Origin of the sequence: Methylorubrum rhodesianum (assembly GCF_014199985.1) — a bacterium.
In the GTDB taxonomy this organism is placed as follows: domain Bacteria; phylum Pseudomonadota; class Alphaproteobacteria; order Rhizobiales; family Beijerinckiaceae; genus Methylobacterium; species Methylobacterium rhodesianum.
In genome coordinates this window covers 35,509-60,015 of record NZ_JACHOS010000007.1, presented here as the reverse complement: position 1 = coordinate 60,015, position 24,507 = coordinate 35,509, and the positions used below count along the sequence as shown (strand labels likewise).

General features: G+C 70.3%; 27 protein-coding genes. 13 read left to right on the top strand and 14 right to left on the bottom strand.

Going from position 1 to position 24,507, the window contains the following annotated elements:
• Positions 1 to 6: 6 nt before the first annotated feature.
• Positions 7 to 657 carry a response regulator gene (locus HNR01_RS11570; protein ID WP_183667824.1) on the top strand — a complete coding sequence of 217 codons (651 nt, stop codon included), beginning with the start codon at positions 7 to 9 and terminating at the stop codon, positions 655 to 657.
• A gap of 26 nt (positions 658 to 683) precedes the next feature.
• Here HNR01_RS11570 and HNR01_RS11565 read toward each other — a convergent pair whose 3' ends face one another.
• The 3 genes from HNR01_RS11565 to galE form a co-directional block, all read right to left on the bottom strand.
• Positions 684 to 2,123 (bottom strand): SGNH/GDSL hydrolase family protein, encoded by a 1,440-nt coding sequence (locus HNR01_RS11565; RefSeq protein ID WP_183667823.1) that lies wholly within the window; start codon positions 2,121 to 2,123, stop codon positions 684 to 686.
• Between the two features lie 83 nt (positions 2,124 to 2,206).
• Positions 2,207 to 3,388, bottom strand: a complete 1,182-nt coding sequence (locus HNR01_RS11560) for a lytic murein transglycosylase (RefSeq protein ID WP_183667822.1) — start codon at positions 3,386 to 3,388, stop codon at positions 2,207 to 2,209.
• Entirely contained in the window at positions 3,385 to 4,377 is a 993-nt protein-coding gene (galE, locus tag HNR01_RS11555; protein WP_183667821.1) for a UDP-glucose 4-epimerase GalE, read from the bottom strand. The genes HNR01_RS11560 and galE overlap by 4 nt, the downstream gene beginning before the upstream one ends.
• A gap of 171 nt (positions 4,378 to 4,548) precedes the next feature.
• On the opposite strand from galE, the gene galU reads away from it, so the two are divergent.
• The gene (gene galU, locus HNR01_RS11550) at positions 4,549 to 5,415 is read left to right on the top strand and encodes a UTP--glucose-1-phosphate uridylyltransferase GalU (RefSeq protein WP_017486516.1); all 867 of its coding nucleotides are present in this window, start codon (positions 4,549 to 4,551) and stop codon (positions 5,413 to 5,415) included.
• Positions 5,416 to 5,718: 303 nt separating this feature from the next.
• On the opposite strand, the gene HNR01_RS11545 is transcribed toward galU, so the two are convergent.
• Positions 5,719 to 6,615 (bottom strand): N-formylglutamate amidohydrolase, encoded by an 897-nt coding sequence (locus HNR01_RS11545; protein WP_183667820.1) that lies wholly within the window; start codon positions 6,613 to 6,615, stop codon positions 5,719 to 5,721.
• 308 nt (positions 6,616 to 6,923) lie between these two features.
• On the opposite strand from HNR01_RS11545, the gene cpdR reads away from it, so the two are divergent.
• The 6 genes from cpdR to HNR01_RS11515 all read left to right on the top strand — a co-directional run bounded on the left by cpdR (position 6,924) and on the right by HNR01_RS11515 (position 10,650).
• Positions 6,924 to 7,280, top strand: a complete 357-nt coding sequence (gene cpdR, locus HNR01_RS11540; RefSeq protein ID WP_003603128.1) for a cell cycle two-component system response regulator CpdR — start codon at positions 6,924 to 6,926, stop codon at positions 7,278 to 7,280.
• Positions 7,281 to 7,390: 110 nt separating this feature from the next.
• Positions 7,391 to 7,648 (top strand): glutaredoxin 3, encoded by a 258-nt coding sequence (grxC, locus tag HNR01_RS11535; RefSeq protein ID WP_017486518.1) that lies wholly within the window; start codon positions 7,391 to 7,393, stop codon positions 7,646 to 7,648.
• Positions 7,645 to 8,490, top strand: a complete 846-nt coding sequence (locus HNR01_RS11530) for a carbon-nitrogen hydrolase family protein (protein ID WP_017486519.1) — start codon at positions 7,645 to 7,647, stop codon at positions 8,488 to 8,490. Before grxC ends, HNR01_RS11530 begins: the two co-directional genes overlap by 4 nt.
• A 20-nt stretch (positions 8,491 to 8,510) precedes the next feature.
• A complete protein-coding gene (locus HNR01_RS11525; RefSeq protein WP_183667819.1) occupies positions 8,511 to 9,047 on the top strand; it encodes a DUF1178 family protein in 537 nt (178 codons plus the stop codon).
• 333 nt (positions 9,048 to 9,380) lie between these two features.
• Positions 9,381 to 10,040, top strand: a complete 660-nt coding sequence (msrA, locus tag HNR01_RS11520) for a peptide-methionine (S)-S-oxide reductase MsrA (protein ID WP_183667818.1) — start codon at positions 9,381 to 9,383, stop codon at positions 10,038 to 10,040.
• A gap of 106 nt (positions 10,041 to 10,146) precedes the next feature.
• Positions 10,147 to 10,650 (top strand): TIGR00645 family protein, encoded by a 504-nt coding sequence (locus HNR01_RS11515; protein WP_096486206.1) that lies wholly within the window; start codon positions 10,147 to 10,149, stop codon positions 10,648 to 10,650.
• A 7-nt stretch (positions 10,651 to 10,657) separates the two neighbouring features.
• Here HNR01_RS11515 and mepA read toward each other — a convergent pair whose 3' ends face one another.
• Positions 10,658 to 11,587, bottom strand: a complete 930-nt coding sequence (mepA, locus tag HNR01_RS11510) for a penicillin-insensitive murein endopeptidase (RefSeq protein WP_183667817.1) — start codon at positions 11,585 to 11,587, stop codon at positions 10,658 to 10,660.
• 120 nt (positions 11,588 to 11,707) lie between these two features.
• Between mepA and HNR01_RS11505 the strand changes: the two genes are divergently transcribed.
• Complete coding sequence (locus HNR01_RS11505) at positions 11,708 to 12,103, top strand: PRC-barrel domain-containing protein (RefSeq protein WP_017486525.1); 396 nt, start codon at positions 11,708 to 11,710, stop codon at positions 12,101 to 12,103.
• A gap of 117 nt (positions 12,104 to 12,220) precedes the next feature.
• On the opposite strand, the gene HNR01_RS11500 is transcribed toward HNR01_RS11505, so the two are convergent.
• Positions 12,221 to 12,568, bottom strand: a complete 348-nt coding sequence (locus HNR01_RS11500; protein ID WP_017486526.1) for a hypothetical protein — start codon at positions 12,566 to 12,568, stop codon at positions 12,221 to 12,223.
• A gap of 243 nt (positions 12,569 to 12,811) precedes the next feature.
• Positions 12,812 to 13,465: a thiol:disulfide interchange protein TlpA gene (tlpA, locus tag HNR01_RS11495; protein WP_183667816.1), complete on the bottom strand. Its 654-nt coding sequence runs from the start codon at positions 13,463 to 13,465 to the stop codon at positions 12,812 to 12,814.
• A 39-nt stretch (positions 13,466 to 13,504) separates the two neighbouring features.
• Between tlpA and argH the strand changes: the two genes are divergently transcribed.
• The 3 genes from argH to HNR01_RS11480 all read left to right on the top strand — a co-directional run bounded on the left by argH (position 13,505) and on the right by HNR01_RS11480 (position 16,124).
• Positions 13,505 to 14,896 (top strand): argininosuccinate lyase, encoded by a 1,392-nt coding sequence (argH, locus tag HNR01_RS11490; protein ID WP_183667815.1) that lies wholly within the window; start codon positions 13,505 to 13,507, stop codon positions 14,894 to 14,896.
• Between the two features lie 97 nt (positions 14,897 to 14,993).
• Positions 14,994 to 15,305 (top strand): hypothetical protein, encoded by a 312-nt coding sequence (locus HNR01_RS11485; protein ID WP_183667814.1) that lies wholly within the window; start codon positions 14,994 to 14,996, stop codon positions 15,303 to 15,305.
• A gap of 135 nt (positions 15,306 to 15,440) precedes the next feature.
• The gene (locus tag HNR01_RS11480; protein ID WP_183667813.1) at positions 15,441 to 16,124 is read left to right on the top strand and encodes an invasion associated locus B family protein; all 684 of its coding nucleotides are present in this window, start codon (positions 15,441 to 15,443) and stop codon (positions 16,122 to 16,124) included.
• 127 nt (positions 16,125 to 16,251) lie between these two features.
• On the opposite strand, the gene HNR01_RS11475 is transcribed toward HNR01_RS11480, so the two are convergent.
• The 3 genes from HNR01_RS11475 to HNR01_RS11465 all read right to left on the bottom strand — a co-directional run bounded on the left by HNR01_RS11475 (position 16,252) and on the right by HNR01_RS11465 (position 18,864).
• Positions 16,252 to 16,503 (bottom strand): hypothetical protein, encoded by a 252-nt coding sequence (locus HNR01_RS11475; protein WP_026105829.1) that lies wholly within the window; start codon positions 16,501 to 16,503, stop codon positions 16,252 to 16,254.
• A gap of 487 nt (positions 16,504 to 16,990) precedes the next feature.
• The gene (locus HNR01_RS11470; protein WP_017486532.1) at positions 16,991 to 17,848 is read right to left on the bottom strand and encodes a hypothetical protein; all 858 of its coding nucleotides are present in this window, start codon (positions 17,846 to 17,848) and stop codon (positions 16,991 to 16,993) included.
• A gap of 329 nt (positions 17,849 to 18,177) precedes the next feature.
• Positions 18,178 to 18,864, bottom strand: coding sequence for an HAD family hydrolase (locus HNR01_RS11465; RefSeq protein WP_096486216.1), 687 nt, complete (start codon positions 18,862 to 18,864; stop codon positions 18,178 to 18,180).
• A gap of 77 nt (positions 18,865 to 18,941) precedes the next feature.
• On the opposite strand from HNR01_RS11465, the gene HNR01_RS11460 reads away from it, so the two are divergent.
• Positions 18,942 to 20,711, top strand: a complete 1,770-nt coding sequence (locus HNR01_RS11460; protein ID WP_183667812.1) for a carbamoyltransferase family protein — start codon at positions 18,942 to 18,944, stop codon at positions 20,709 to 20,711.
• 41 nt (positions 20,712 to 20,752) lie between these two features.
• On the opposite strand, the gene HNR01_RS11455 is transcribed toward HNR01_RS11460, so the two are convergent.
• The 4 genes from HNR01_RS11455 to HNR01_RS11440 form a co-directional block, all read right to left on the bottom strand.
• A complete protein-coding gene (locus tag HNR01_RS11455) occupies positions 20,753 to 21,094 on the bottom strand; it encodes a hypothetical protein (RefSeq protein WP_017486535.1) in 342 nt (113 codons plus the stop codon).
• Positions 21,095 to 21,206: 112 nt separating this feature from the next.
• Complete coding sequence (locus HNR01_RS11450; RefSeq protein WP_183667811.1) at positions 21,207 to 21,881, bottom strand: haloacid dehalogenase type II; 675 nt, start codon at positions 21,879 to 21,881, stop codon at positions 21,207 to 21,209.
• Between the two features lie 30 nt (positions 21,882 to 21,911).
• Positions 21,912 to 23,441 carry a murein biosynthesis integral membrane protein MurJ gene (gene murJ, locus HNR01_RS11445; protein WP_183667810.1) on the bottom strand — a complete coding sequence of 510 codons (1,530 nt, stop codon included), beginning with the start codon at positions 23,439 to 23,441 and terminating at the stop codon, positions 21,912 to 21,914.
• Between the two features lie 289 nt (positions 23,442 to 23,730).
• Complete coding sequence (locus tag HNR01_RS11440) at positions 23,731 to 24,330, bottom strand: superoxide dismutase (protein ID WP_012455364.1); 600 nt, start codon at positions 24,328 to 24,330, stop codon at positions 23,731 to 23,733.
• Positions 24,331 to 24,507: the final 177 nt, after the last annotated feature.

Here is a 24,507-nt window from a genome sequence, read left to right as displayed (position 1 = left end):
TGCGCGATGCCGACACTCCTCCTCGTCGATGACCATCCCGTCGTACGGGAGGGCTACCGTCGCCTGCTCGAACGGCAGCCGGGCTTCACCGTCGCGGCGGAAGCCGGGACGGCGGCGGAGGCCTACCGCCTCTACAAGGCGGAGGCGCCGGACCTCGTCATCCTCGACCTGTCGCTGCCGGGGCCGAGCGGCATCGAGGCGATCCGGCATATCCGGCAATGGGACGGCGACGCCTGCATCCTCGTGTTCAGCATGCGCACCAGCGCTGCCGTCGCGCGCCAAGCCTTCGCTGCGGGTGCCAGCGGCTATGTCAGCAAGGCGAGCGCACCGCGGGATCTCCTGACAGCGGCAGCGGGCGTCCTGCGCGGGGAGCGCGCCATGAGCCACGACATCGCCCTGGCGATCGCGCAGGACGAGGTGTCCGGTGGACGGACCACCCTCGACGACCTCAGCCCGCGGGAAATCGAGATCCTCGGCATGACGGCGGCGGGCGCGACGGCGGCAGCGGTCGCCGAGGCGCTCTGCCTCAGCCTCAAGACGGTGCAGAACAATCTCTCGCTGATCCGTGCCAAGCTCGGTGCCCGCACGGACGCGCACCTGGTCTGGATCGCCGTCGGCGCCGGGCTCGTGGGGGGGCCGCCCTGGGCGGAGACGTGAAGCGGCCGCCGCGCACGAAAAAGAAGCTATCCCGGCGGCCAGCGGAAATCGTCGGCCCGGCCGGGCTGGGGCAGGGGGGCGGCGCCGCGCTGCAGGCTGCGCTCGCGGGTGCCGGTCGCGTCGCCCTCCTGCGGGCGGCCGGTGATCAGGGTGCCGCCGGGCGAAGTCTCGGGGCGGCCGAGCGGCACGATCGGCCCCGCTGCGGGCTTGACCGGCAGGCTCGGGATGCCGGGCGGCTCGGGCAGGCTCGGCAGCATCGCCGTGATCTTGCGATCGATCGCCGCCGTGTCCTCCACACCGAGACCGGCCCCGCCCTCGCCGGGCGTGGCCGCGATCGCGGCGGCGGGCTGCTCGGTGGGAAGGCCGCCCTTCGCCCCCATCAGCCGCTTCAGCTCCACGTCGGCGAAATGGGCGACCTTGCGCGATCCGGCGCTGGTGAAGTGGATGCCGTCGGACGTGCGCAGCCGCGCCTCCTGGCCGTCCACATCGGGTCCCGAAACGGTGAAGCGGTTGCGGTCGTCCACGAAGCCCTGCCAGACCTCGGCGTAGGACTGGCCGGCCCGCTGCACCCGCTCGCGCACGAGGTCGTTGATCGCCGCGAAGTCGCGGCTCAGAGATTCGCTGCGGACCGGCGGCAGGCCGACCCAGACGAGCGGCACCTTGTGCTCGGCGAACACCTTCGCGACCGCGTCGACGCGGTCGCCGTAGATCTCGCGCCACTTGTCGGACAGCGCCTCGTAGCTCTGATCGCCCTCGCGGATCGCCTGCCGGTCGTTCACGCCGACCATCATCAGGGCGTAGGACAGGTTGGGCGTGGCCTTGAGGAAGTCCTCGGCGCTCTTGGTCCAATCGACCAGATCCTTGCGCACGAGGCCGCTATCGGCCTTGGAGCGGTCGAGCACGGCGACCTCGGCATTGTCGGAAAACGCCTCGTCGACACCCTTGGCGAGATAGCTGGCGAGGGAATCGCCGAACACCGCGATCTGGGTCGTCGGCGTCGTCTTCGGGGTCTTGGCCTTGGGCTGCGCCACCGTGGGGGCGGGGCTCGGTCGGCGGCGGCGCGCGGCGCGCTCCTCGTCCGCGCGGCCGACGGCGGCGGGCGCCCGCGGACGCTGCGGCCGGGCATAGCCGGGGGCGGGTTGCGGCGGCGGGGCCGGCTGGGCGCGCGGCTGGTCCTCCCACGGCCAGTAGAACTGGCGCGGCGCCTCCTGCGGCGGCGGAGCGCGGCGAGCGGGCGCCCGGCCGTAGCCGTACTCGTCGGCGTAGGCTCCCCGGGCGCGGCGGCGCGGCGGCGGCGCGTATGAGGGGTCGGCGGCGGGCGCGTCGTAGCTGTCGCCCCATTGCGCCGCAGCCGGCTGCGGCAGAACACACCACGCCGCGGCGAGCGAGAGAACGGCGAGAGCCAGAAGGCCGAGGATCGCAGGCAGGGGCGGGAACGCGGTGCGATCGGTCGGGCGGCGTTGCATGCGCGAAGACTCGAGCGAAGGAGAGGGGCCGGCGCTGGTCCGGCCTCACATCCGACCAGGATAGCGCCTCGCGAGGCGCGCGTCTAAGGCCGCCCCTCCAGGCGCTCCAGCAACGCGGGCCGGGCGTAGCCGTCGGCGGGCAAACCCTCGCGGATCTGGTACTGCCTCACCGCCTCGCGCAGCTTCGGACCGGCCCGTCCGTCCTGTTCGCCGGCGTAGAGCCCTCGGGCGGCGAGGGCCGCCTGGAGACGCTTGAGGCCCGGCCCATCGAGGCGGGCGGCGCCGCTCGGCCAGGGCGCGGCGAGTGCCGGACCACCGGCCAGCCGGTCGGCGAGATGGCCGATCGCCAGCGCATAGGAATCGCTGGTGTTGTAGCCGCGGATCACCTCGAAATTGTCGGTGATGAGAAAGACCGGGCTGCCGAGTCCGCCCGGCAGGAACAGGCTCGCCTCGCCATCCGCCGGGAGGGGACTGCCGTCGGTGCGGCGCACGCCGCGGGCGGTGAAGTCGGCGAGGGGGCCGCGATAGCGGGTCAGGTCGAAATCCTTCGGCAGCCTCACCTCGTACCCCCAGGACAAGCCGGGTTTCCAACCGAGCGAGCGCAGGTAATGGGCGATGGACGCGAGGGAATCGGCCTCCGAGCGCCAGATGTCGCGCCGCCCGTCGCCGTCGAAATCGACTGCCTCCCGCAGATAGACCGAGGGCAGGAACTGCACCTGCCCCATGGCGCCGGCCCAGGAACCGACCATCCGCGCCGGCTCCACGTCGCCGTTCTCGAGGATCTGGAGGGCGGCCAGCAACTCGTCGCGAAACAGGCTGCCGCGATGCCGGGCGTAGGCGAGGCTCGCCAATGCGCGGATCGTCGGCAGGGAGCCGGCGCTGGCGCCGAAATCCGACTCGACGCCCCAGAAGGCCAGCACGACCGCGCGCGGCACGCCGGTCTTCGCCTCGATCGAAGCGAGCGTGGCCGCGAGCCGCTTGCCCTGCGCCTGCCCCCTGGCGATGCGGCCCGGCGACACGGCGCCGACGAGGTAGTCCCAGACCGGCCGGCTGAACTCGCCCTGGCGGCGGGTGCGGGCGAGCACGTCCGGATCCGGCCCGCGAAGCTCCGCGAAGGCCGCATCGAAGGTCTTCCGCGCGATGCCGCGGGCCTCGGCATCGGAGCGCAGGGACGCGACGAAGCCGGAGAAATCGCCGTCCTGTGCCAGTGCTGGCCCCGCCATCAGCGCAAGGGCGAGGATCAGGAGGGCGCGGGGCGCTCTCACCGCCGGTTCCGCTTCACCAGGGCGTCCTCCCAGGCGAGCGCCTGGGCGACGATGGCGTCGAGGTCGTCATGCTTCGGGGTCCAGCCGAGCTCGTTGCGGATGCGCTCGGCGCCGGCGATGATCTGGGCCGGATCGCCGGGTCGGCGCGGCGACAGGCGCACCTCGAAGTCGCGGCCGGAGATGCGCTTGACCACCTCCACCACCTCCAGGACCGAGTAGCCCCGGCCGTAGCCGCAATTGAGCGTGAGGCTCGCGCCCCCGCCGCGCAGGTGGTCGAGCACGACCATGTGCGCATCCGCTAGATCCGAAACCTGGATGTAGTCGCGCAGGCAGGAGCCGTCGCGGGTCGGGTAGTCGGTGCCGTACACGTCGAGATGCGTGCGCTGGCCGAGCGCGGCCTGCGTCGCGACCTTGATCAGGTGGGTGGCGGCCGGCATCGATTGCCCGGAGCGCCCGCGCGGGTCGGCGCCGGCCACGTTGAAGTAGCGCAGCACCCCGTAGGTGAAGCCGTGCGCAGCGGCGGCGTCGGCGAGCATCCACTCGCTCATCAGCTTCGAGCGGCCGTAGGGATTGATCGGATTCGTCGCCAGGGTCTCGGGTACGGGCACGACCTCCGGCTCGCCGTAGACGGCGGCCGTCGACGAGAAGATGAAGTGCCGCACGTTGGTGCGCGCCGCGGTCTCGATCAGCGCGCGCGTCTTTACGGTGTTGGCGAGATAGTAGCCGAGCGGGTCGGCGACCGATTCCGGCACCACGATCTTGGCCGCGAAATGGGCGACCGCATCGATCTGGTGGCGCAGGATCGTCTCGGTGACGAGGGCTTGGTCGGCCACGTCGCCGACGACGAGGCGCACCTCAGGGGGCAGGGCCCAGTCGTAACCGGTCGAGAGATCGTCGAGGACCACGACCTCCTCATGCCCGGCATCGACCAGCGCGAGCACCATGTGGCTGCCGATATAGCCGGCGCCGCCCGTGACCAGAACCGCCATCCTCTCCCCCAATCCGTCTTCCGCGAACCTTCCGCGGACACGTCCAGACCTGTTTAATGACGAAATCCTGCCAATCACACCCAAGCGGGGCTGTTAGTGGCGGTCCGTGTCCTATTTGATCTCCGTCGATCAGGGCTCGCCCCGACCAACGCCAAGAACGGGTCCCGCCACATGAAACGAATTCGCAAGGCCGTCCTTCCCGTCGCGGGCCTCGGCACGCGCTTCCTTCCGGCCACCAAGGCCGTGCCGAAGGAGATGCTCACCGTCGTCGATCGCCCCGTGGTCCAGCACGTCGTCGACGAGGCTCGGGAAGCCGGCATCGAGCACTTCATCTTCGTCACCGGCCGCGGCAAGGCGGTGATCGAGGACCATTTCGACATCGCGTTCGAACTCGACCACACCCTGCAGGAGCGCGGCAAGCACGCGGCCTACGAGGAACTGAAGAAGGATCTGCCCAAGGCCGGCCAGACCAGCTTCACCCGCCAGCAGGCGCCGCTCGGCCTCGGTCACGCCGTCTGGTGCGCCCGCGAGATCGTCGGCGACGAGCCCTTCGCCGTTCTCCTGCCGGACATGCTGAGCCGCGGCTGCATGGGCCAGATGCTGAAGGCCTACGAGCAACACGGCGGCAACATCATCGCCGTCGAGGAAGTGAAGCCGGAGGAGACGCACCAGTACGGCATCGTCGCCGTCGGCGAGACCTTCGGGCAGACCTTCGAGATCACCGGCATGGTCGAGAAGCCGAAGCAGGGCACCGCACCGTCGAACTTCATCATCTCCGGACGCTACATCCTGCAGCCCGAAATCTTCTCGATCCTGGAGCGGGGCGAGACCGGCGCCGGCGGCGAGATCCAGCTCACCGACGCGATGATCCGGCTGGCCGAACAGCAGAAATTCTACGGGATGCGCTACGACGGACGCACCTACGACACCGGCTCGAAGATCGGCTTCCTGACCGCCAACCTCGCCTACGGCCTCGAGCGGCCAGAGCTGGCGGACGCTCTCAAGGCGGAGATCAGGGCGCTCCTGGGCGACAAGTGAGTGGGCCCGGCGCCCGGCCTGCAGATATTCTGCCGCTGCAGCCGGCAGGCGGGCCCAGGCGACGTATGATGGGAGGGAAAAATCCACATATGCGGAAATGCCAGCGCCCCATGCGCTGGCCGCATATGAAAACGTTATCATTTCCCTTGCGATTTGTGCACCGCGATGCGATTTGTGCATTGCGAGATCGCGATGGCGTCGCGGTCCCGCAGCCCTTCTTGGGCGTTTCCTCCCTAGACTTCGGGCCGTCCTTCGGGGCGGCCTTTTTTCTTGGCCGACGCCGCGGCAAGGCGGGCCGTGCGCCTACTCGGCGGCCATGCGCAGGGACGATGCCTCGACCGTCTCGGCAGCGACCTCGGCTAAAACCCTGGCCAGGTTCTCCGCGAGCGCCGCGAAGCCGACCGTCAGCGCCAGCGACTGCTCGTTCATGTAGAGCGCGCGGTTGATCTCGATCTGCAATGCGTGCCGTCCGAGTCCCGGCTCGCCGTAATGCTCGGTGATGAAGCCGCCGGCATAGGGCTTGTTGCGCACCACCTTGTAGCCCAGCGCCCTCAGGCGGCCCTCGACGCCCTCCACCAGGGACGGCAGGCAGGCCGTACCGAAGCGGTCGCCGAGCACGAAGTCGGCCTGGGCGCTCTCGTCCCGTCCGAGGCTCGACGAGGGCATCGAGTGGCAATCGATGAGAAAAGCCCGGCCGAACGTGCGTGCCGTGCGGTGGATCAGGCCGCGCAGGGTGCGGTGATAGGGCTTGTAGAGCGTCTCGATGCGCCGCACCGCCTCCTCGACCGGCAGCCGCTCGCGATAGATCTCCTGTCCGTCGGCGACGATGCGCGGCACCGTGCCCAGCCCCCCGGCCACCCGCATGGAGCGGGTGTTGGCGAAGGAGGGCAGGCGGCCCGCGAACATGCGCGGGTCGAGCTCGTAGGGCTCGCGGTTCACGTCGAGATAGGCGCGGGGGAAGTTGGCCCGCATCAGGGGCGCGCCGAGGCCGACGACCGAGGCGAACAGCCGGTCGACATGGGCGTCCTCGGAGCGGCGCAGAGCCAGGGCGTCGAGCCGGGAGGCGGCGAGGAAGGAGCCGGGATAATGCGCGCCAGAATGAGGTGCGTTGAACACGAACGGAATCGTGTGCTGCGCTGGCTCGTCCACGCTGAAGGGTGGATCGAACGCCTCGGGGCCATCGGGCTGTGAAGGGCTCATCGAGACGCGGGGGCCTGAGCGTGGCGCGGAAGGAACATCACGCCACTTTGCGGCGCCTCGCCGGCCCTGTCCACCATGCGCCGCACAGAGGCGGGAGCGGGGCACGACAGGGCGCAGCGATTGTCGGGTGCGGCGCGACACCGGCCCGGTTTAATGCTCTGTTTACCAAGCCGACGCTTTATGAAATGAACACCCACCGAGCGTCTCTCGCGAAGCGCCGGCCGCGCTGTCACGGCCCGAGAGGGCATGCTAGCGACCGGGCGTTACCTGAGACACTCCAAGGCGCATGGGCACCGGGACGCCGTTCGATGAAGATCCTGCTCGCGGAAGACGACAACGACATGCGCCGGTTTCTGGCCAAGGCGCTCCAGAATGCCGGCTACGACGTGCTGTCCTTCGACAACGGCCTCTCCGCCTATAACCGCCTGCGCGAGGAGCCGTTCGAGCTCCTGCTGACCGACATCGTCATGCCGGAGATGGACGGCATCGAGCTGGCGCGCCGCGCCACCGAACTCGATCCCGACATCAAGGTGATGTTCATCACCGGCTTCGCCGCGGTGGCGCTGAACCCGGACTCGAAGGCGCCGAAGGATGCGAAGGTGCTGTCGAAGCCCTTCCACCTGCGCGATCTGGTCAACGAGGTCGAGAAGCTGCTGGCCGCGTGAACGGAGAGCCGGAGCGGCGATCCCGCCGCGCTGTGTCCCGGCCGCAGTAGGAAGATTCGGGCAGCTCGCTTATATCCGTCGCTTTCCTCACTCGGGCGCGCGACGGACCCATGCAGCCGGTCACGATCTACACCACGGCCTGGTGCCCCTACTGCTCGGCGGCCAAGAGCCTGCTGCGCGAGAAGGGCGTGTCCTTCAACGAGATCGACGTCGAGAAGACGGCGGGCGCCCGCGCGACCATGGTCCAGCGGGCCGGCGGCCGCACCTCGGTGCCGCAGATCTTCGTCGGCGACCGGCACGTCGGCGGCTGCGACGACCTCTACGCGCTGGAGCGGGCCGGCGGCCTCGATCCGCTGCTCGCGGCATGACGGACCATTCCGGATCCAGGCCGTTCGTGGCCGCCTGCGTTCAGATGCGCGGCGGACGCGACCCGGCCGCCAACCGCGAGAGCGCCGTGGCCGCGGTGCGCGAGGCGGCGCGGCGGGGGGCGGCCTATGTGCAGACCCCGGAGACGACCTCGCTGATCGAGCGCGACCGCGCCGCGCTGTTCGAGAAGGTCGGGCCGCAGGAGCATGACGCGACGCTCGCCGCCCTGCGGGAGGTCGCGCGGGCGGAAAAGATCGTCCTGCAGATCGGTTCGCTGGCGATCCGCGAGGGCGAGAAGATCGCTAACCGGGCCTTCCTGATCGATGCTGCGGGCGAGATCCAAGTCTCCTACGACAAGCTCCACCTCTACGACGTGGACCTGCCCAACGGCGAGAGCTGGCGCGAATCGGCGACCTACTCGGGCGGCGACTGCGCCGTGGTGGCCGAGACGCCGCTCGCCAGCCTCGGGCTGACGATCTGCTACGACATCCGCTTTCCCGCCCTGTACCGGGCGCTCGCCGAGGCCGGTGCCACGGTGATGACGGCGCCGGCCTGCTTCACCCGCCAGACCGGCGAGGCGCACTGGCACATCCTGCAGCGGGCCCGCGCCATCGAGACCGGCTCCTTCATGATCTCCGCTGCGCAGGGAGGCCGGCACGAGGACGGGCGCGAGACCTTCGGCCACTCGCTGATCGTCGATCCCTGGGGCCGCATCCTCGCCGAGGCCGAGGGCGACGCGCCGGGCATCATCCTCGCCGAGATCGACCTCGCGCGGGTCGCGGAGGCGCGCTCGCGCATTCCCACTCTGTCCCACGCGCGCAGCTTCGGCGTGCGCCGCGCCTGAACCCTCCCCATCTGTTCCTCATGATCCGTTTCACCCTCGCCTGCGACTCGGGCCACGAGTTCGAGACTTGGTTCCCGTCCAACGCGGCCTACGACGAGCAGTCGGCCCGCGGCCTCGTCACCTGTCCGTTCTGCGACTCCGCCCGGGTCGCCAAGGCGCCGATGGCACCGGCGGTGGCGCGCACCGACCGCAACCGGCCCGAGGCGCCCGCGCCGCAGCGTCACGCCCCGGCAGGTTCCGTTCCGGCAAGGCCCGGTCCGGCAAGTCCCCTTCCGGCAAGTGCCCTTCCGGCAAGTCCCGCCGAGATCCCGTCGCCGATGATCGCGGCCGAGCCGGAGCGCCAGTTGCGCGCTCTGCTGCGGGCCGTGCGCGAGCAGGTCGTCGCCAGCGCCGAGCATGTCGGCGATCGCTTCGCCGACGAGGCACGGGCGATCCATTACGGCGACGCGGAGGATCGCGCGATCTACGGCGAGGCGAGCCCGCAGGATGCGCGGGCGCTCCTCGACGAGGGCATCGATGTGATGCCCCTGCCGCCGGCCCCGGACGATCGCCACTGAGTTGCGACGGGGCGGAGCCCCGGCCGCGGTGCGCCGATCTGCCGGCGCGGGACATCGATCGCGGCCGGCCGCCTCGAGCGCTGCAGGAACGCCCGATCGCCGCTCCGTGCGGCAGCCAGCCGCAGCAACGCGAGGGCGGCGGCGAGGATCGGATCGTTGGGCCGGCGCGGCCCGTCCACGGGAACCGTCCCATGGCGATGCACGAGGGGTCGAAGGATGATGCCTGCCCGTCGCCAAAGCCGACGGAAATGACCATATTCGAGCGAGATCGAGCGCGGCCTCCCGGCCTGCCGGCCGCGCGCCGCTCCCCTGCGATCATCGGAGGAATCCGCGATGCTTCTGTTCCGTAAGCGGCCCGAGATGCCGACGCCGTCCGAAGCCCTTCCCGGCCGGCCGCATCCCCTACCGACCGCCGAGCGCCACTTCGTCAACGGCAATCCGCTGAAGGGCCCCTATCCGGACGGTATCGAGACGATCGTGCTCGGGCTCGGCTGCTTCTGGGGGGCCGAGCGCAAGTTCTGGCAGTTGCCCCGGGGCGTCCACGTCACCGCCGTGGGCTATGCCGGCGGCTTCACGCCGAACCCGACCTACGAGGAGGTCTGCTCCGGCCTGACCGGGCATAACGAGGTCGTGCTCGTGGCGTATGATCCCGCCGTGCTGCCGCTGGAGGCGGTGCTCAAGACCTTCTTCGAGAGCCACGACCCGACGCAGGGCTACCGCCAGGGCAACGATGTCGGCACGCAGTACCGCTCCGGCATCTACACGCGGGACGAGGCTCAGGCCGCGACCGCGCGGGCGGTGCGTGACGCCTACGCCCGGGCGCTGGATTCGCGCGGCTACGGACCGGTGACGACGGAGATCGTGCCGCTCGACACCTTCTACTTCGCCGAAGAATACCACCAGCAATACCTCGCCAAGAACCCCGGCGGCTATTGCGGGCTCGGCGGCACCGGCGTCTCCTGCCCCGTCGGCGTCGGCGTGGCGGCGGAGTAACGCCCGCCCGGCGCCCGCAGGGCGGCCCCGAGCTTGGCCGTCTTGCGGGGCCCGAGCGCCCATGCCAAATCCCGGCCGCCCTCAGATGGCCGGGAACAGAGAGACAATGCTGGAACGTGGCTTCGAACGTTTTCTCTTCGCCTGCCGGTGGCTGCTGGCGCCGTTCTACGCCGCGCTGACCGTCACCCTCGTCGTTCTGCTGGTCCGGCTGCTGATGGAGCTGGGCCACGTCGTTTCGCACGCGCTCGAATCGACCGAGTCGCAGACCATCCTCGGCGTGCTGGCCCTGGTCGATCTGACCTTCACCGCCTCGCTGCTGATCATCGTGATCTTCTCGGGCTACGAGAACTTCGTCTCGAAGTTCGATCACACCGACCACAAGGACTGGCCCACCTGGATGGGCACCATCGACTTCAGCGGGCTCAAGCTGAAGCTGATCTCCTCCATCGTCGCGATCTCGGCGATCCAGCTCCTGAAGTCGTTCCTCGACGTAAAGAACTACAGCGACCGCGACCTCTCCTGGCTGGTCGGCATCCACATGGTCTTCGTGGTGTCCGGCCTGCTGATGGCGCTGACCGACCGGCTCTCGGCCGGACACCACGAGAAGTAGGCGGCGGCTACCGCGCGTGCAGCACCGCGCGGCAGGCATCCGGCAAGCCCGCCAGCGTCATCGGCGGGCGGGGCTTCGGCGGCGTCTTGGGCTTGGGCGGGTTCAGCACCGCCGGGCTGAACCAGTAATCGAGCTCCGCCCCGCAGCCGTCGCCGGGGGGCGGCGGCGCCTGGTCGTCGCAGGAGGCCTCGCCGCCGGGGCAGGCGAGGCGGATGTGGTAGTGGTAGTTGTGCCCGTACATCGGGCGCACCTTGGTGAGCCAGCCGCGATCCCCGCCCGCCTCGCGGCACAGGGCCTTCTTGATCGCCGCGTTGACGAAGATGCGGGCCACCTCGGGCTGCTTGGCGGTCATGCGGATCAGCGCCGTGTGCTGGCGGGTCCAGACGTCGGGGTCGATGTCGAGCCGGTCGGAGCGCACCACGTTGGTGGCCGAGGTCTCCTCGCGCTCGGCCCGGCTCATGCGGTGGTCGGGCATCGGCGTGAGCCAGACGTCCACGTCGAGACCGAGCTGATGCGAGGCGTGGCCGGTGAGCATCGGCCCGCCGCGCGGCTGCGACATGTCGCCGACGAGGAGCCCCGGCCAGCCGGCCTGCGGCGCGCGGGCGGCGAGCCGCTCGATGAAGTCCACGAGATGGGGCGTCCCCCACATCCGGTTGCGCGAGGGGCGCATCACCTGCCAGTTCGCGCCGTCGAGCGGCAGCGCCTCGCCGCCGGCAAAGCAGCCCTTGGCGTAGGAGCCGAAGGACCGGGCTTGGCCGCTGGTCGGCCCGGTGACGCGGCCGAACAGGGCCTTGGCCGGCGTCGAGGGATCATCGGGATTGGCCAGCGGCGGCAGCGGCTTCGGATTGACGCTGCCGCGGTCCTGCGCCGCGGCCGGACCCATGAGGGCCGGCAGGGCGAGCGCGAGGGCGGGGAGGGTCAGGCGGGGCAGCGGCATGCGCGAGGGCTCATCCGGGTTTGCGAAGCGGGGCGGGGCGGGGATGGAAAGAAACGGAACGTGCCCGGCGGCATGGGCGTTTTTTATGGCAAGCTGTAACAACGTTGCAGGGTGATCGCCATGGATCCGGTTCGTTCCGAGGGTGCGGCCGATGTTGGGCTCGCGCCCCGCAGCCTGATCGCCAGCGACCGCGTCATCGGCACCGAGGTGCGCCGGGCCGATGGGACCAAGGTCGGCCGCATCGAGCGGCTGATGCTCGACAAGCGCTCGGGCCGCGTCGCTTACGCGGTGATGAGCTTCGGCGGCTTCCTCGGCATGGGCGAGGAGTACTACACGCTCCCCTGGGCGGTGCTGCGCTACGACACCGGGCTCGACGCCTATGTCGTCGACGTCACCGAGGAACAGTTGCGCGACGCGCCCGCCCGCTCGCCGGAGGGCGGCGACCCCGAGGACGAGCGCGCCTGGGAGGAGCACGTCCACCGCTACTACAACGCGGCGCCGTATTGGGGGATCTGACGGGCTGACCGCCGGCCGTCGCGGGCTCCGCACCGGCCGGCCCGCGCGGCGCTTCGGACGACAAGGTTCAGATCCGCGATTCCGACGGGGACCGCGCGAATCGGCTGCGGGAACGGCTCAGGGCCGCGTCAGGAATCCGATCGGCTCGCGGGGCGGCTGACCGAGCCAGACCAGCACCGCGCCCAGGCCGAGCCCGAACAGAGCCGCCGGCACGAGCCCGAGCGGGGTGAGCAGCACGGTCTCCGCCCAGGGGGCGGCCTGCCGGATCGAGGCACCCAGGGCGGTGATCCGCTCCTGCGGCAGGGATTGGATCAGCTGCGCGAGGCTCGTCACCCGCAGGCCGTTATTGGCGATGGACCGGGCGCCGTCGTAGCAGAGCTGCACGAAGCCCGCCGCCATCACCACGAGCCCGAGCGCCCGGCTGAGGAACGGCAGTCCGAGGAAACGGGAAACGGTTCGCAGCATGTTCGCCCTCGCGCGGAAGCGGCTCGCCTCCGCGACAGCTCTGTCCAGCCGTGACTAGGCCGTGGGGGGAACTCAGGCAAGAACTGGGACAAGAACCGGGACAAGAACTCGGGCCGGATCGCCGGCGGCGGGGCCGTTCGCCGCGCCCCTCGCCCGGGCCTTCGGCTGCCTGGGGGCGGACCGCGCAGGCTCGTCTGCCGGCTTGACGGCTTCGTCACACCGGGCGCGGCAACCCGGCCGCGCTCAGGCGCCGGTGCCGAGGGCGGCCCGGATCAGCCGCCTGCCGTCCTCGCTCGACCACTCGGCCGGCCCCTTCATCACGCCAAGGGTGCAGCCCTTGGCGTCGACCAGCATCGTCGTCGGCAGCCCCGTGGAGCCGACAGCGGACTGGATCGCCGGGAGAACCTTGCCCTCGGGACCGCCGTAATAGGTCAGGTGGGTAATGCCGTTGGCCTTGAACCAGGCCGGCGGCTTGTCGAGGTTGCGCGTCTCGACATTGATCGCCACGACCTGGAAGGCGTCGCCGCCGAGTTCCGCCTGCAGGCGGTCGAGGGCCGGCATCTCGGCCTTGCAGGGAGCACACCACGTCGCCCAAAGGTTCACCAGCAGCAGCTTTCCGCGCAGGGCCGCCAGATCGGTCGGCGCGCCGTCGGGGCCCCTGAACGCGACGTCCGGCGCGGGCTTCGGGGCGGCGGATGCGTCGAAGGCCGCGACCTCGCCGCGGGCGAGCGGGGCGAGCCGAGCCGCGGCCGGGGCGGCCTCGGCGCAGGGACCGGAGGCCGCGAGGTTGCCGAGGTTCGAGCCCGTCCCGTATAGGGCGAGGCCGCCGACGAGGACGGCGCCGGCGGCAAGAGTGACGGCAAGAGTGACGGCAAGAATTTTCGGGGTCGCCTTCACGGCCGAGCCTCGTTTCGCGTGCGGAAGGTGGGATCAGCCATGAGCAACCGGATGTGGGGCGGCCGCTTCGCCAGTGGCCCGGCCGAGATCATGGAGGAGATCAACGCCTCCATCGGGTTCGACAGGCGGCTCGCGCCCCAGGACATTCGCGGCTCGCTGGCGCATGTCGCGATGCTGGGGAGCCAAGGGATCCTGCCAGCCGAGGATGTGGCAGCCATCGAAGCCGGGCTCAAGTCCGTCGAGGCGGAGATCGAGCGCGGCGAATTCGTCTTCCGGCGCGAGCTGGAGGACATCCACATGGCGGTGGAGAGTCGGCTGACGGAGATCGTCGGCCCTGCCGCCGGGCGGCTTCACACCGCCCGCTCGCGCAACGATCAGGTGGCCACCGACATGCGGCTGTGGGTGCGCGACACCCTCGACGCGCTGGACGCGCAGGTCGCCGACCTGCAGCGGGCGCTGGCCGAGACGGCGGCGAAGCACGCCGAGACCGTGATGCCGGGCTTCACCCACCTGCAATCGGCCCAGCCCGTCACCTTCGGCCACCACTGCCTCGCCTATGTCGAGATGCTGGCGCGCGACCGCGGCCGGTTCCGCGACGCCCGGGCCCGCCTCAACGAGTGCCCGCTCGGGTCGGCGGCCCTCGCCGGCACCTCGTTCCCGATCGACCGGCACGCCACGGCCTCGGCACTGGGCTTCGACCGGCCGACCGCGAACTCGCTCGATTCGGTCGCCGATCGCGACTTCGCCCTGGAATCGCTCTCGGCTGCCGCGATCTGCGCGGTCCACCTCTCGCGCTTCGCCGAGGAACTGGTGGTGTGGACCTCGGCGCAATTCGGTTTCGTGAGGCTCTCCGACGGCTTCACCACCGGCTCGTCGATCATGCCGCAGAAGCGCAACCCCGACGCCGCCGAACTGGTGCGGGCGAAGGCCGGCCGCATCATCGGCGCGCTGACGGGTCTGCTCATCGTGATGAAGGGCCTGCCGCTCGCCTACTCGAAGGACATGCAGGAGGACAAGGAAGGCACCTTCGACGCCCTGCAGTCGCTCTCCCTGTGCCTCGCCGCCATGGCCGGCATGGTGCGCGACCTCGAACCCGTGGCCGAGACGCTCAAGCGCGCCGCGGGCTCCGGCTACGCCACCGCCACCGATCTCGCCGATTGGCTGGTGCGCGAGCTGAACATGCCCTTCCGGCAGGCCCACCACGTCACCGGCCGGGTCGTCGCCGCGGCCTCGGAGCGCGGCATCGGCCTGGAGGAGCTGTCCCTCGACGCGATGCGGGCGATCGAGCCCGGCATCACAGAGGCCGTCTTCGCGGTTCTCGGCGTCGAGAACTCGGTGGCGAGCCGCACCAGTTACGGCGGCACCGCGCCGGACAACGTGCGCCGGCAGGCCCAAGCCTGGCTGGAAAAGCTCGGTCCTGTGGAGAAGTAGGGGCTGCTCCGCGGGAACAGGCACGGAAAATGCCGCGTTCAGGTTTCAGCTAACTGAGCTTGGCTATCCGACCGTCCGAAGCCGCGGAGTGCCGTCGATGAACGTTGAGAGTTGGATCACCGTCGAGGAAACGCCGGCCCTGGCCGCGCAGGCGACGGCGCTCATCGACGCCCGCCTCGCACGCCTGACCGACGCGGAGCGGGACGCCTTCTGGGCCTCGATCCGCAAGGCCTACAACACGCCCTACAACGATCCGGCGAAGCCCGCTCAGCCCAAGCCGGTCGAGCCGGCCCCCGGCGCCGCCCCGACCGCCGTCGAGATCCATCTTCCCGAGATCGATCCGGCGATCGATCTTCCGGCGGCCGCGCTCGCGGCCGCGGCCCTGACGGCGGAGATGCGGGCGGTCTGACGCCGCACCGACGGAGACGGTCCATGCTCGTTTTCGGTTGATCGGGCCGGGCAGGGCTTTCCTGTTCCGCTTCGGCCCGTCATCCTGACGACGCGTGAAGATGGCCGGCCCGGCCGTCCGTACACCCGAGTAGAGATGCAGCGGCACCGCCCTTCGATCGTTCGCCCCGCCCCCCGTCCCGGCCGCTCGCTCGCAGCCTTCCTGCTGGGCACCGCGGCGGCCGCAACCCTGACGGCCCCATCCGAGCCGGCGCGGGCGCAGGACGGCATCCAGGGCGCGGAGGTCATCCCTGCCCGGGCGAGCCGCCGCAAGCCGAAGAGTTCGGCGCTGCCGCCGGGGATGCAGCAGGCCGTGCCCCTCGCCGTGTTCGGAGACTGGAACGTCTTCACCAACGGCGCGCAGGGCCGCGACAAGCTCTGCTACGTCATCGCCCAACCGGCGACCCGCAGCCCCAAGTCGCTCGCCCGCGACACCGGCTACCTGTTCGTGACCTTTCCCAAGGGCGCCGCCCAGGGCGAGATCGCGGTGATGCTCGGCTTCAAGCCGAAACCCGCCGCAGCCCAGGCCAAGCCCGGCGCCGCCGCCGCTCCGAGCGATCCCTATCTGTCGGTGGGGAACACCCGCTACGGCCTCGTGGTGAAGGACGAGAACGCCTGGATCCAGAACCAGGCGGACGAGCCGCGCATCGTCGCGGAGATGAGCCGTGCCCAGACCGCCACAGTCCGCACCACCTCGCAGCGCGGCAACCCGACCCAGGACGACTACGCGCTGGGCGGTTTCGCGGAAGCGCTCAAGCGCGCTCGCGAAGAGTGCAAGTAGCCTGCCCGGTCGAGGGAAACGGGCCGCCGCCCGCCACCACAGCTTCTAGAAGAGAGGCCGGCGGCTCCGAGGGGAGACGCCGGCCTCTTTCATATGCCGATCGGGATGGGACGGTCGGCGGGACGCCCTAGACCGCGCGCAGGCGCGGCTGGCGATCCCTCTCCCGCGCGGCGCGGGCGGCCTGCTCCACGGTGCGGAACAGGGTGCCGTCGAGGCCGTCGAAACGGCGCTCGGACGAGAAGAAGCGGACACCGCCGCGCTCGGGCACGGCGATGCCGGCGGTGACCTCGCCGATCTCGATCACGCGGGCGGGGGCGGCGTCCGCGCTGGAAAGGTCGAGCGCGTCATCGTCGAAATAGGCGGTCTGGACACGGGTCATGACGGGGTGAACTCCTGCGGCCATCGTCGGCCGGTTGTCGGCAAGGCGTTCGTGGGCGCTGGATCGCTGCATCGTCCGACCCCGGAAGCCGGGGTCGCCTTTCGGCGCGATGCTCTAGCCCACGGATGTGACCGTCCGCCGACAACACCCCCACATCCGGCCCTCCCAGGCGCCGGGCTGTTTCGAAGTTTTACAAATAAACAATCCGATCAAGGCAAGTCCTCCTCTCTCACGAGGACCACGGCGCAAGTGCGCCGTGATGCATTAGCGTTTGATAACGCGGCGCAAGCGTGCCACTACAAATCACCGCGGCGCGAAGTCGTTCGCACGCCCTCAAGATGAGTGGTCAAACCCCAACCGTCAACGGAATGTTCTTTCGAAGTTCAGCTTGACAGTGAAAGATCGCGCCGCGATTCGCGCCTCGCTTGGCGCGTCTTAGCTGTGGTGAGAAGCGCTTAGGCGCGGCCGCCCCGGCAGGGGTGCGGCGCTATTTCTGCCCGGCCGCTTTCGGGGCCGGCGCGAGACGCACGCCGAGCCCCGCCTGTTCGAGGACACGGTTCATCGCATCGAGGCTCTCGTTCTCCGGGCCGAAACGCGCCAGCCCGGCGACGAGGGCGGCGGCCGCCTCGACCTCGTCGAGGTCGGAGGCCATGACGAGGGCATCCGGGATCCGCTTCAGCACCGGTTCCAGCGCCTCGAAGACGGGCGGGAAGAAGAAGCATCGATCCTGCGGCACCTCGTTCAGAGCCATGCCGCTGGCCAGCGTCAGATTGGTCCCGGTCTGGTCGAAATCGAGATCGCCGGACGCCGTCACCGGCCATCCCGGCGGCAGGTAGGTCGAGCGATGCTCGGCGTTGAGCAGGACGCGCGCCGGGGCGCCCTCCTGTGGGGTCAGCTTGAAGAAGCGCCCGACCCTGCGAAACAGGCATGGCAGAGACAGCGAGACCCAGCCTCGAATCTCGATATCGGCCGGCGTCGTGGCGAAGAAGGTCGGCACCGTGATGTTCGGCAACAGCACGACGAGGGCGGTCTTGCCGGCCGGAACAACGAAGGACCCGACATAGCGGTTGCCGCCGGCCGGGCTGCGCGTCAGGCTGGTCGAGAAGACGTTGTCGGGCGAGGCGACGTCGGTGATGAACAGGGTGTTGCCGTCGAGGCGCCGGGCCGGATTGTCCGGATTCGGCAGGGTGATGTTGAAGGCGATCCGGAAGGTGAAATCGAACGCCTCCGTGTTGGCGATCGTGAGGAAGTAGCCCTGCAGAACGCGGCGGGCGATCGCCTCGGTCCCCGCCCCGAGCGGCGGCGTCAGCGGCTTGTAGAGGATCTCGAAGGTTGAAACGTCCATCGTGCCACTCCTCGAAAGAGGCGCGGGATCGGAGTTTCGGATCGCGCATCGGCCGGGCCCTCCGCCTGGGATGCGGCCCGGCGGCGGGAGCGACCGCGGCGGCGCCAGCGGAAAACCGCATGGCTCACGCCCGTCGCGGCGCCGTCAGCACCCCTGATCGCGATGACACTCCTGCGTGCGCCGAGGCATCCGGTACATCCTGAAGCACGGGATGGCACTGGAGGCTTCCGAGGTAATACGCATGCCGCGGGCATCCTCCTCCGCAGCGAGGAGGAGACCGGGGACGAGGGCCGGCCTGCCCTCCCGGCTGCGAGGCCGGGGAGCCGTGCTCAGCCCGCGGCGACGATGCGGCCGAGCTCCCCATGGGCGGAAAAGACCGTGAGCGCACCGGCCGCCAGGAGATCTCGCCCATCCCGATCGTGGCCCCAGTGGCCGCCGCCGGTGAAGCCGACGACCCGCATGCCCGCGGCGCGGGCCGCTTGAACGCCCGGCACGCTGTCCTCGATGACGAGGCAGCCCTCCGGCGCCACGCCCATCCGCTCCGCCGCGAACAGGAACAGATCGGGGAACGGCTTTCCGCGCGCCACCTGCGCGGACGAGAAGACGTGCTCGCCGAACAGCGGCAGCAGGCCCGTCAGACCGAGCGAGCGGCGCAGCCGCACCGGATCGCTGCTGGAGGCGACGCAGAAGGGCAGGCGCAGGAGGCCGAGGGCGTCCGCGATGCCGGCCATGGCGGTGAGTTCCGCCTCGAACGCGGCCAGCGTCTCCGCCTTCACCCGCTCGACGAAGCCGTCCGGAGCGGTGATGCCATCCTCGCGGGCGACGCGCTCCATGATCGAGATCATCGAAGTGCCGGCGAAGCGCTCGCGCACGGTGTCGAGATCGATGGCGAGTCCGATCCCGTTGAGGCCGCGCGTCAGGGTCGCGAGGCTGATCGGCTCGCTGTCGATCAGCACGCCGTCGCAGTCGAAGATCACGAGGGCGAGGGGAGGCGAGGCGGGGAAGGCGTCCGTCATCGGCGGCTCGTCTCGCACGGCGTTCCCCGCATCGCAACGCGGTTGTCGCCCCGCCTGCCGGCGTGTAGCCCGGCAGCATGCGCACCTATCTCGGCCTCGCCACGACCTTCCACGATCCGGCGCTCGCCCTCGTCGGGCCGGACGGCGCCGTTCTGTTCGCCGAAGCCGCCGAGCGCTACCTGCAATACAAGCGCGCCCCGAACTGCGAGCCCGATCCCGGCACCCGCATGGCGGGCCTCCTGAAGCATCACGTCCCCGAGGGGACGGAGCTCGTCGTCGCCACTTCCTGGGGCGAGCAGTTCTCGGAGTTCCTGAAAGGGCAGGCGGCCTCCGGCGCCTTCGACCTTCCGGCGCTCGCCGACCACCCCTCCACCCTCAACCGCTCCCTCGTGCCGGAGCGGGCCGAGCGGGTCTTCATCGCCGATCTCCACGCCATGCAGGCGCGGGCCGGCAACGGCACGGTTCTCGCGCTCGACAACGAGACCCGCGGCTTCGGCGGAAAGCCACGGGCGACCATCGCCGGGCGGAAGCGCTACGCCCACCACCTCGCTCACGCCGCCTACGCCCTGTGGGGCAGCCCGTTCGAGGAGGCGACCGCACTGATCGTCGACGGCATGGGCGAGACCGGCGCGGCGGCGATCTATCGCCTGAGGGACGGGCGGATCGAGGAGGTGCGGCGCCAGCGCGGGCGCGGCTCGGTGGGCTTCCTCTACGGCCTCGTCACCGACCTCGCCGGCTTCGACCAGATCAAGGGCGAGGAGTGGAAGATCATGGGGCTCGCGCCCTATGGCCGCACCGATCCGGACCTGATGGCAATCCTGCGCCGCCTCTACACCGTCGAGGACGGGCGCCTGAAATTTGCCGACGAAGCCACGGTCCAGGCGGTCGCCGCCGAGATCCTGGCGCGGCGCCCGAAGGATGTCGGCGAGCAGGGCTGGGCCGACCTCGCCCGCTGCGGCCAGGACATCTTTTCCGAACTCATGGACGTGCTGGTCGCCGAGGCCTGGCGCCTGGCGCCGTCGGACAACCTCGTCATCGCCGGGGGCTGCGGGCTCAACTCCTCCTATAACGGGCGGGTGCTCGGGCGCTCGGGGTTCCAGCGCCTGCACGTGCCCTCGGCGCCCGCCGACGACGGCAACGCCATCGGCGCCGCGTGGCTGGCGCTGGCCGAGGACGATCCCGACTGGAAGGGCCCGGCGCGCGCGGCCCGCCCGCTCACGCCCTATCTCGGCTCGACCGTCTCGACCGAGCCACTGGAGCGCATGGCCGAGTGGGAGCCCCGCGCCCGCCGCCTCGGCCACGAGGGCGTGACGCGGGAGGCGGCCAAGATCCTGGCCGAGGGCGGCCTCGTCGGCTGGGTGCAGGGGAGGGCGGAGTTCGGCCCGCGGGCGCTCGGCAACCGCTCGATCCTCGCCGATCCGCGCCCGGCCCACGCCAAGGAATCGCTCAACGCCAAGGTGAAGTACCGCGAGGCGTTCCGGCCCTTCGCACCCTCGATCCTCGCCGAGGCTGGGCCGGACTGGTTCGAGGACTACGCCGACAGCCCGTACATGGAGCGCACCCTGGTCTGGCGCGAGGCGATGCGGGAGCGGGTGCCGGCGGTGGTCCATGCCGACGGCACCGGGCGGCTCCAGAGCGTGACACGCGAGCGCAATCCGGCCTACGCGGCGCTGATCGCGGCATTTGCCGAACTGAGCGGCGTGCCGATCCTGCTCAACACCAGCTTCAACGTGATGGGCAAGCCGATCCTCCACACGGCGGAGGACGCGATCCTGATGTTCTACACCACCGGCCTCGACGCCATCGTGGTCGAGGACTGGATCCTGACGAAAGAGGCGCCGGCCTGAGGCGGGCGCCTGTCCTCGCACGCAGCGTAAACGCCAGAAAGCTACTCGCAGACCTCGACCCGGCGGTAGGTGAACTCGACCTCGTCGAGCCAGACCTTGCGGCGCTCATAGTGGCAGATCGGGCCGCGGCGCGGCGGAGGCGCGACGTAGACCGGCTCCTCCTCGACATAGACCCGGCGCGCCGGCGGAGGCGGCGGGGGCGCGGCACCGTTCAGAAGCGCGCCGACGGCGAGACCGCCGATCACGCCGGCCGCCGCACCGCCGATCAGGGCGCCGTTGCGGCCGTCACGGGCGGAGGCCGGGGCGGCGGACAGGAGGGCGGCGCCGAGAAGCGCCGCGCAGACGCCCTTCCGGGCGAGAACGGGGAGAGATAGGGCGGGCACGAGAACGGATCCTTTGGACAACCGGACGGATCAGACAAGGAAACGACAGGCACGTGCGTCCGAACTAATCCGGTCAAGCTTAAGGATTGGCGAACGGGCCGTTGGCGGCGGTTCAGATCACCGCAGCGAGGGACTTCACGACCGCGCGGGGCGGCAGGTCCGGGTACTCGTCGGGCTGCTCCGTCCGGTTCACCCACACCGCGTCGAAGCCGAAGGCCGTCGCCCCCGCGATGTCCCAGCGGTTCGAGGAGAAGAACAGCACCTCCGCCCGCGCGGTATCGAGCCGATCGAGGACCAGACGATAGGCGGCGGGCGCCGTCTTGAAGGTTTGCACGGGATCGACCGAGAGCACCGCGTCGAGCCGCTCGGCGAGGCCCGCCGAGGCCACCGCCCGCTCCAGCATCGCGGCGTTGCCGTTGGAGAACAGGGCGGTCTTCACGCCCCGCCCGCGCAGACGTTCCAGCACGCCGGGCACCTCGCCGTAGGCGTCGAGGGCGCGATAGGCGTCGAGGAGGTTTTCGCGATGGACCCGGTCGATCTCGGGATGCTTGGCCAGGGCGAAATCGAGGGCGCGCTCGGTCAGGTCCCAGAACCCGACATAGCGGCCCATCAGGCCGTGGACCCAGGAATATTCGAGCTGCTTGGTCCGCCACAGCTCGGACAGCATCGCCGCTCGCGGTCCGAGCGCGTCGGCATGGCGCGCGACCGCCGAATGCACGTCGAACAGGGTGCCGTAGGCATCGAAGACGGCGTGGCTCTTGCCGGCGAGGAGATCGGGGTCGCTCATGCGGCCTGAGATGGGGCGGGCCCGGCGAACCTACCTGCGGCGCAAGCGCACGCCGAAGGCCCCCATCACCGCGAGCAGGGTGCCGGCATAGGCCAGAGCCCCGGCGATGCCGAGGACGCCGAGCACGGCGATCTCGCGCAGGTGGGGCAGGGCGGGCACGATCCGCTCCGCGAAGGGCAGGCCGTAGACGGCGAGCCCCGCCAGCACCGCGCTCGCCACGACGACGGCGGCGACGGTAACGCCGAGCACGCGCCCCGGCGCGGTCCAGCCGCGGCGCAGCGCCAGTCCGTAGAGAAGGGCGAGGTTGATCCATTGGCCGATGGCGGTGGCGAGCGCGAGGCCGGCGACGCCGTAGGGGCCGGTGAGCACGAGTTTCAGCGCGACGTTGACGGCGATCGCGGTCAGCGAGGCGTAGAGCGGCGTCGTGGTGTCCTGCCGGGCGTTGAAGCTCGCCACCGCCGAGCGCACCAAGACCACGGCGGGCAGGGCCAGCCCGTAGGCCGCGAGCACCGAGGCCGCGCGGGCGGCGTCCTCGGCGGTGAAGGCGCCGCGCTGGAACAGGGCCGCCATGATCAGTCCCGGCAGGGTCAGGAAGGCGATCGTGAAGGGGGCCGAGAGCGCCAGCGAGAAACCGGCGGCCCGGTTCTGCGCCGCGTGCGCGCCGGCCACGTCTCCGGCTGCGATGCGTCGGCTCATCTCCGGCAGGAGCACGGTGCCGGCGGCGATGGCGATGACGCCGAAGGGCAGCTGGTAGATCCGGTCGGCGTAATAGAGCGCCGAGACCGCGCCGGTCGGCAGGAAGCTCGCGATGATGGTGTCGGCAAACGTCGCGATCTGGAAGCCGGCCGAGCCGATCACCGCCGGTCCCAGGATCTTGAAGAACCGGATCATATCGGGATCGCGCAGGACGGGCTTCGTCAGTTGCGGGGCATAGGCGTGGCGCCTCGCATCCCACCAGACTAGCGCAAATTGCAGCACCCCGGACACCGAGACGCCCCAGGCCGCGGCGTAGGCCGCGTTCGGGAACAGGAAGACCAGCCCCAGCGCCACCAGCATCGCGAGGTTGAGCAGGACCGGCGCGCCGGCCGCGGCGGCGAAGCGGCGATGCGCGTTGAGGATGCCGGAGAACAGCGTCACCAGCGTCATGAACAGCAGGTAGGGGAAGGTGATCCGCGTCAGGCTCACGGCGAGCGCAAACCGCGCCCCGTCCTCGGAAAAGCCCGGTGCCAGCGCCCGCACGATCCACGGCATCGCCGGGAGCGCCAGCGCCAGCAGCGCCACCTGCACGATCAGCATCAGGGTGAAGACGCGATCGGCGAAGCGCGCGGCGGCGCCGTCCGCGCCGGCCTGCTCCAGATGGGTGTAGGCCGGCACGAAGGCCGTGTTGAACGCCCCCTCGCCGAAGATCGCCCGGAAATGGTTGGGCAGGCGGAAGGCGACGACGAAGGCATCCGCCATCGGCCCGGCGCCCATCACGGCGGCGGTGACCACGTCGCGGGCAAAGCCCGTGACCCGCGAGACCAGCGTCCAGCCGCCGACGGAGAGGATCGAGCGGATCATTTTTTGAGCAGACGATCCCGTGCGAACAGTCGATCCCGCTCAAGCCCTCATCCTGAGATGCCGCGTAGCGGCCTCGAAGGATCCTCCCGTTCGCGCGCGGGATCTGAAGGATCCTTCGAGGCCGACGCCGCGCGCCGGCACCTCAGGATGAGGGCCTGGATAGGATGGCCTACCGGGGCAGTACGCCCGTCAGACGCGGCACGACAATGACCGGAGGGTCACGGCGCGCATGAAAAAGCCGCCCCGTCGGCGAACGGGGCGGCTGCATCAGACCGGTCTGCGAGGCCGATCAGGCCTTGGCTTCCCCGTACAGCTTCTCGACGTATTCCCAGTTCACGAGATTCTCGATGAACGCCTTGAGGTAGTCGGGGCGACGGTTGCGGTAGTCGATGTAGTAGGAGTGCTCCCACACGTCGACGCCGAGGATCGGCTTGGCGCCGTGGACCAGCGGGTTCTCGCCGTTCGGGGTCTTCAGGATCGCGAGCTTGCCGTCCTTGACCGCGAGCCAGGCCCAGCCCGAGCCGAACTGGCCGACGCCGGCCTGGATGAAGTCGGCCTTGAACTTCTCGTAGCCGCCGAGATCCTCGTCGATCTTCTTGGCGAGCTCGGCCGGGGGCTGACCGCCGCCGTTGGGCTTCATCCAGTTCCAGAAGTGGAGGTGGTTGTAGTGCTGGCCGGCGTTGTTGAAGAGCGCCTGATTGGTGTTGTAGCTCGCCTTGACGATCTCCTCGACGCTCTTGCCCGCGAGGTCGGTGCCCTCCAGCAGCTTGTTGCCGGTGTCGACATAGGCCTTGTGGTGCTTGTCGTGGTGGAACTCGAGGGTTTCCTTCGACATGTACGGCCCCAGCGCGTCGTAGGCGTAGGGCAGCTCGGGCAGGGTGAACGTCATGCGTGTCTCCTGGGTTGTCCGGTTCTCGCGGGGAGCGGAGGCGAAGCGCGCAGGTCGTTCGAAGCGCGCGGCCGGCGAGGTGACGGCCGGGTAGGTAAGTCGGCGGACCGGGCTCGGCAACGCCACCGGGGCCGTATCCACGCGCCTGTCACCGGCGAAAGCGCGGCATCCACCGTT

Bases quoted from the DNA above. Each gene is read 5' to 3' on its own strand.
- HNR01_RS11570 (WP_183667824.1), top strand. From the start codon at position 7: ATGCCGACACTCCTCCTCGTCGATGACCATCCCGTCGTACGGGAGGGC.
- HNR01_RS11565 (WP_183667823.1), bottom strand. From the start codon at position 2,123: ATGCAACGCCGCCCGACCGATCGCACCGCGTTCCCGCCCCTGCCTGCG.
- galE (WP_183667821.1), bottom strand. From the start codon at position 4,377: ATGGCGGTTCTGGTCACGGGCGGCGCCGGCTATATCGGCAGCCACATG.
- galU (WP_017486516.1), top strand. From the start codon at position 4,549: ATGAAACGAATTCGCAAGGCCGTCCTTCCCGTCGCGGGCCTCGGCACG.
- HNR01_RS11545 (WP_183667820.1), bottom strand. From the start codon at position 6,615: ATGAGCCCTTCACAGCCCGATGGCCCCGAGGCGTTCGATCCACCCTTC.
- cpdR (WP_003603128.1), top strand. From the start codon at position 6,924: ATGAAGATCCTGCTCGCGGAAGACGACAACGACATGCGCCGGTTTCTG.
- grxC (WP_017486518.1), top strand. From the start codon at position 7,391: ATGCAGCCGGTCACGATCTACACCACGGCCTGGTGCCCCTACTGCTCG.
- HNR01_RS11530 (WP_017486519.1), top strand. From the start codon at position 7,645: ATGACGGACCATTCCGGATCCAGGCCGTTCGTGGCCGCCTGCGTTCAG.
- HNR01_RS11525 (WP_183667819.1), top strand. From the start codon at position 8,511: ATGATCCGTTTCACCCTCGCCTGCGACTCGGGCCACGAGTTCGAGACT.
- msrA (WP_183667818.1), top strand. From the start codon at position 9,381: ATGCTTCTGTTCCGTAAGCGGCCCGAGATGCCGACGCCGTCCGAAGCC.
- HNR01_RS11515 (WP_096486206.1), top strand. From the start codon at position 10,147: ATGCTGGAACGTGGCTTCGAACGTTTTCTCTTCGCCTGCCGGTGGCTG.
- mepA (WP_183667817.1), bottom strand. From the start codon at position 11,587: ATGCCGCTGCCCCGCCTGACCCTCCCCGCCCTCGCGCTCGCCCTGCCG.
- HNR01_RS11505 (WP_017486525.1), top strand. From the start codon at position 11,708: ATGGATCCGGTTCGTTCCGAGGGTGCGGCCGATGTTGGGCTCGCGCCC.
- HNR01_RS11500 (WP_017486526.1), bottom strand. From the start codon at position 12,568: ATGCTGCGAACCGTTTCCCGTTTCCTCGGACTGCCGTTCCTCAGCCGG.
- argH (WP_183667815.1), top strand. From the start codon at position 13,505: ATGAGCAACCGGATGTGGGGCGGCCGCTTCGCCAGTGGCCCGGCCGAG.
- HNR01_RS11485 (WP_183667814.1), top strand. From the start codon at position 14,994: ATGAACGTTGAGAGTTGGATCACCGTCGAGGAAACGCCGGCCCTGGCC.
- HNR01_RS11480 (WP_183667813.1), top strand. From the start codon at position 15,441: ATGCAGCGGCACCGCCCTTCGATCGTTCGCCCCGCCCCCCGTCCCGGC.
- HNR01_RS11475 (WP_026105829.1), bottom strand. From the start codon at position 16,503: ATGACCCGTGTCCAGACCGCCTATTTCGACGATGACGCGCTCGACCTT.
- HNR01_RS11470 (WP_017486532.1), bottom strand. From the start codon at position 17,848: ATGGACGTTTCAACCTTCGAGATCCTCTACAAGCCGCTGACGCCGCCG.
- HNR01_RS11465 (WP_096486216.1), bottom strand. From the start codon at position 18,864: ATGACGGACGCCTTCCCCGCCTCGCCTCCCCTCGCCCTCGTGATCTTC.
- HNR01_RS11460 (WP_183667812.1), top strand. From the start codon at position 18,942: ATGCGCACCTATCTCGGCCTCGCCACGACCTTCCACGATCCGGCGCTC.
- HNR01_RS11450 (WP_183667811.1), bottom strand. From the start codon at position 21,881: ATGAGCGACCCCGATCTCCTCGCCGGCAAGAGCCACGCCGTCTTCGAT.
- murJ (WP_183667810.1), bottom strand. From the start codon at position 23,441: ATGATCCGCTCGATCCTCTCCGTCGGCGGCTGGACGCTGGTCTCGCGG.
- HNR01_RS11440 (WP_012455364.1), bottom strand. From the start codon at position 24,330: ATGACGTTCACCCTGCCCGAGCTGCCCTACGCCTACGACGCGCTGGGG.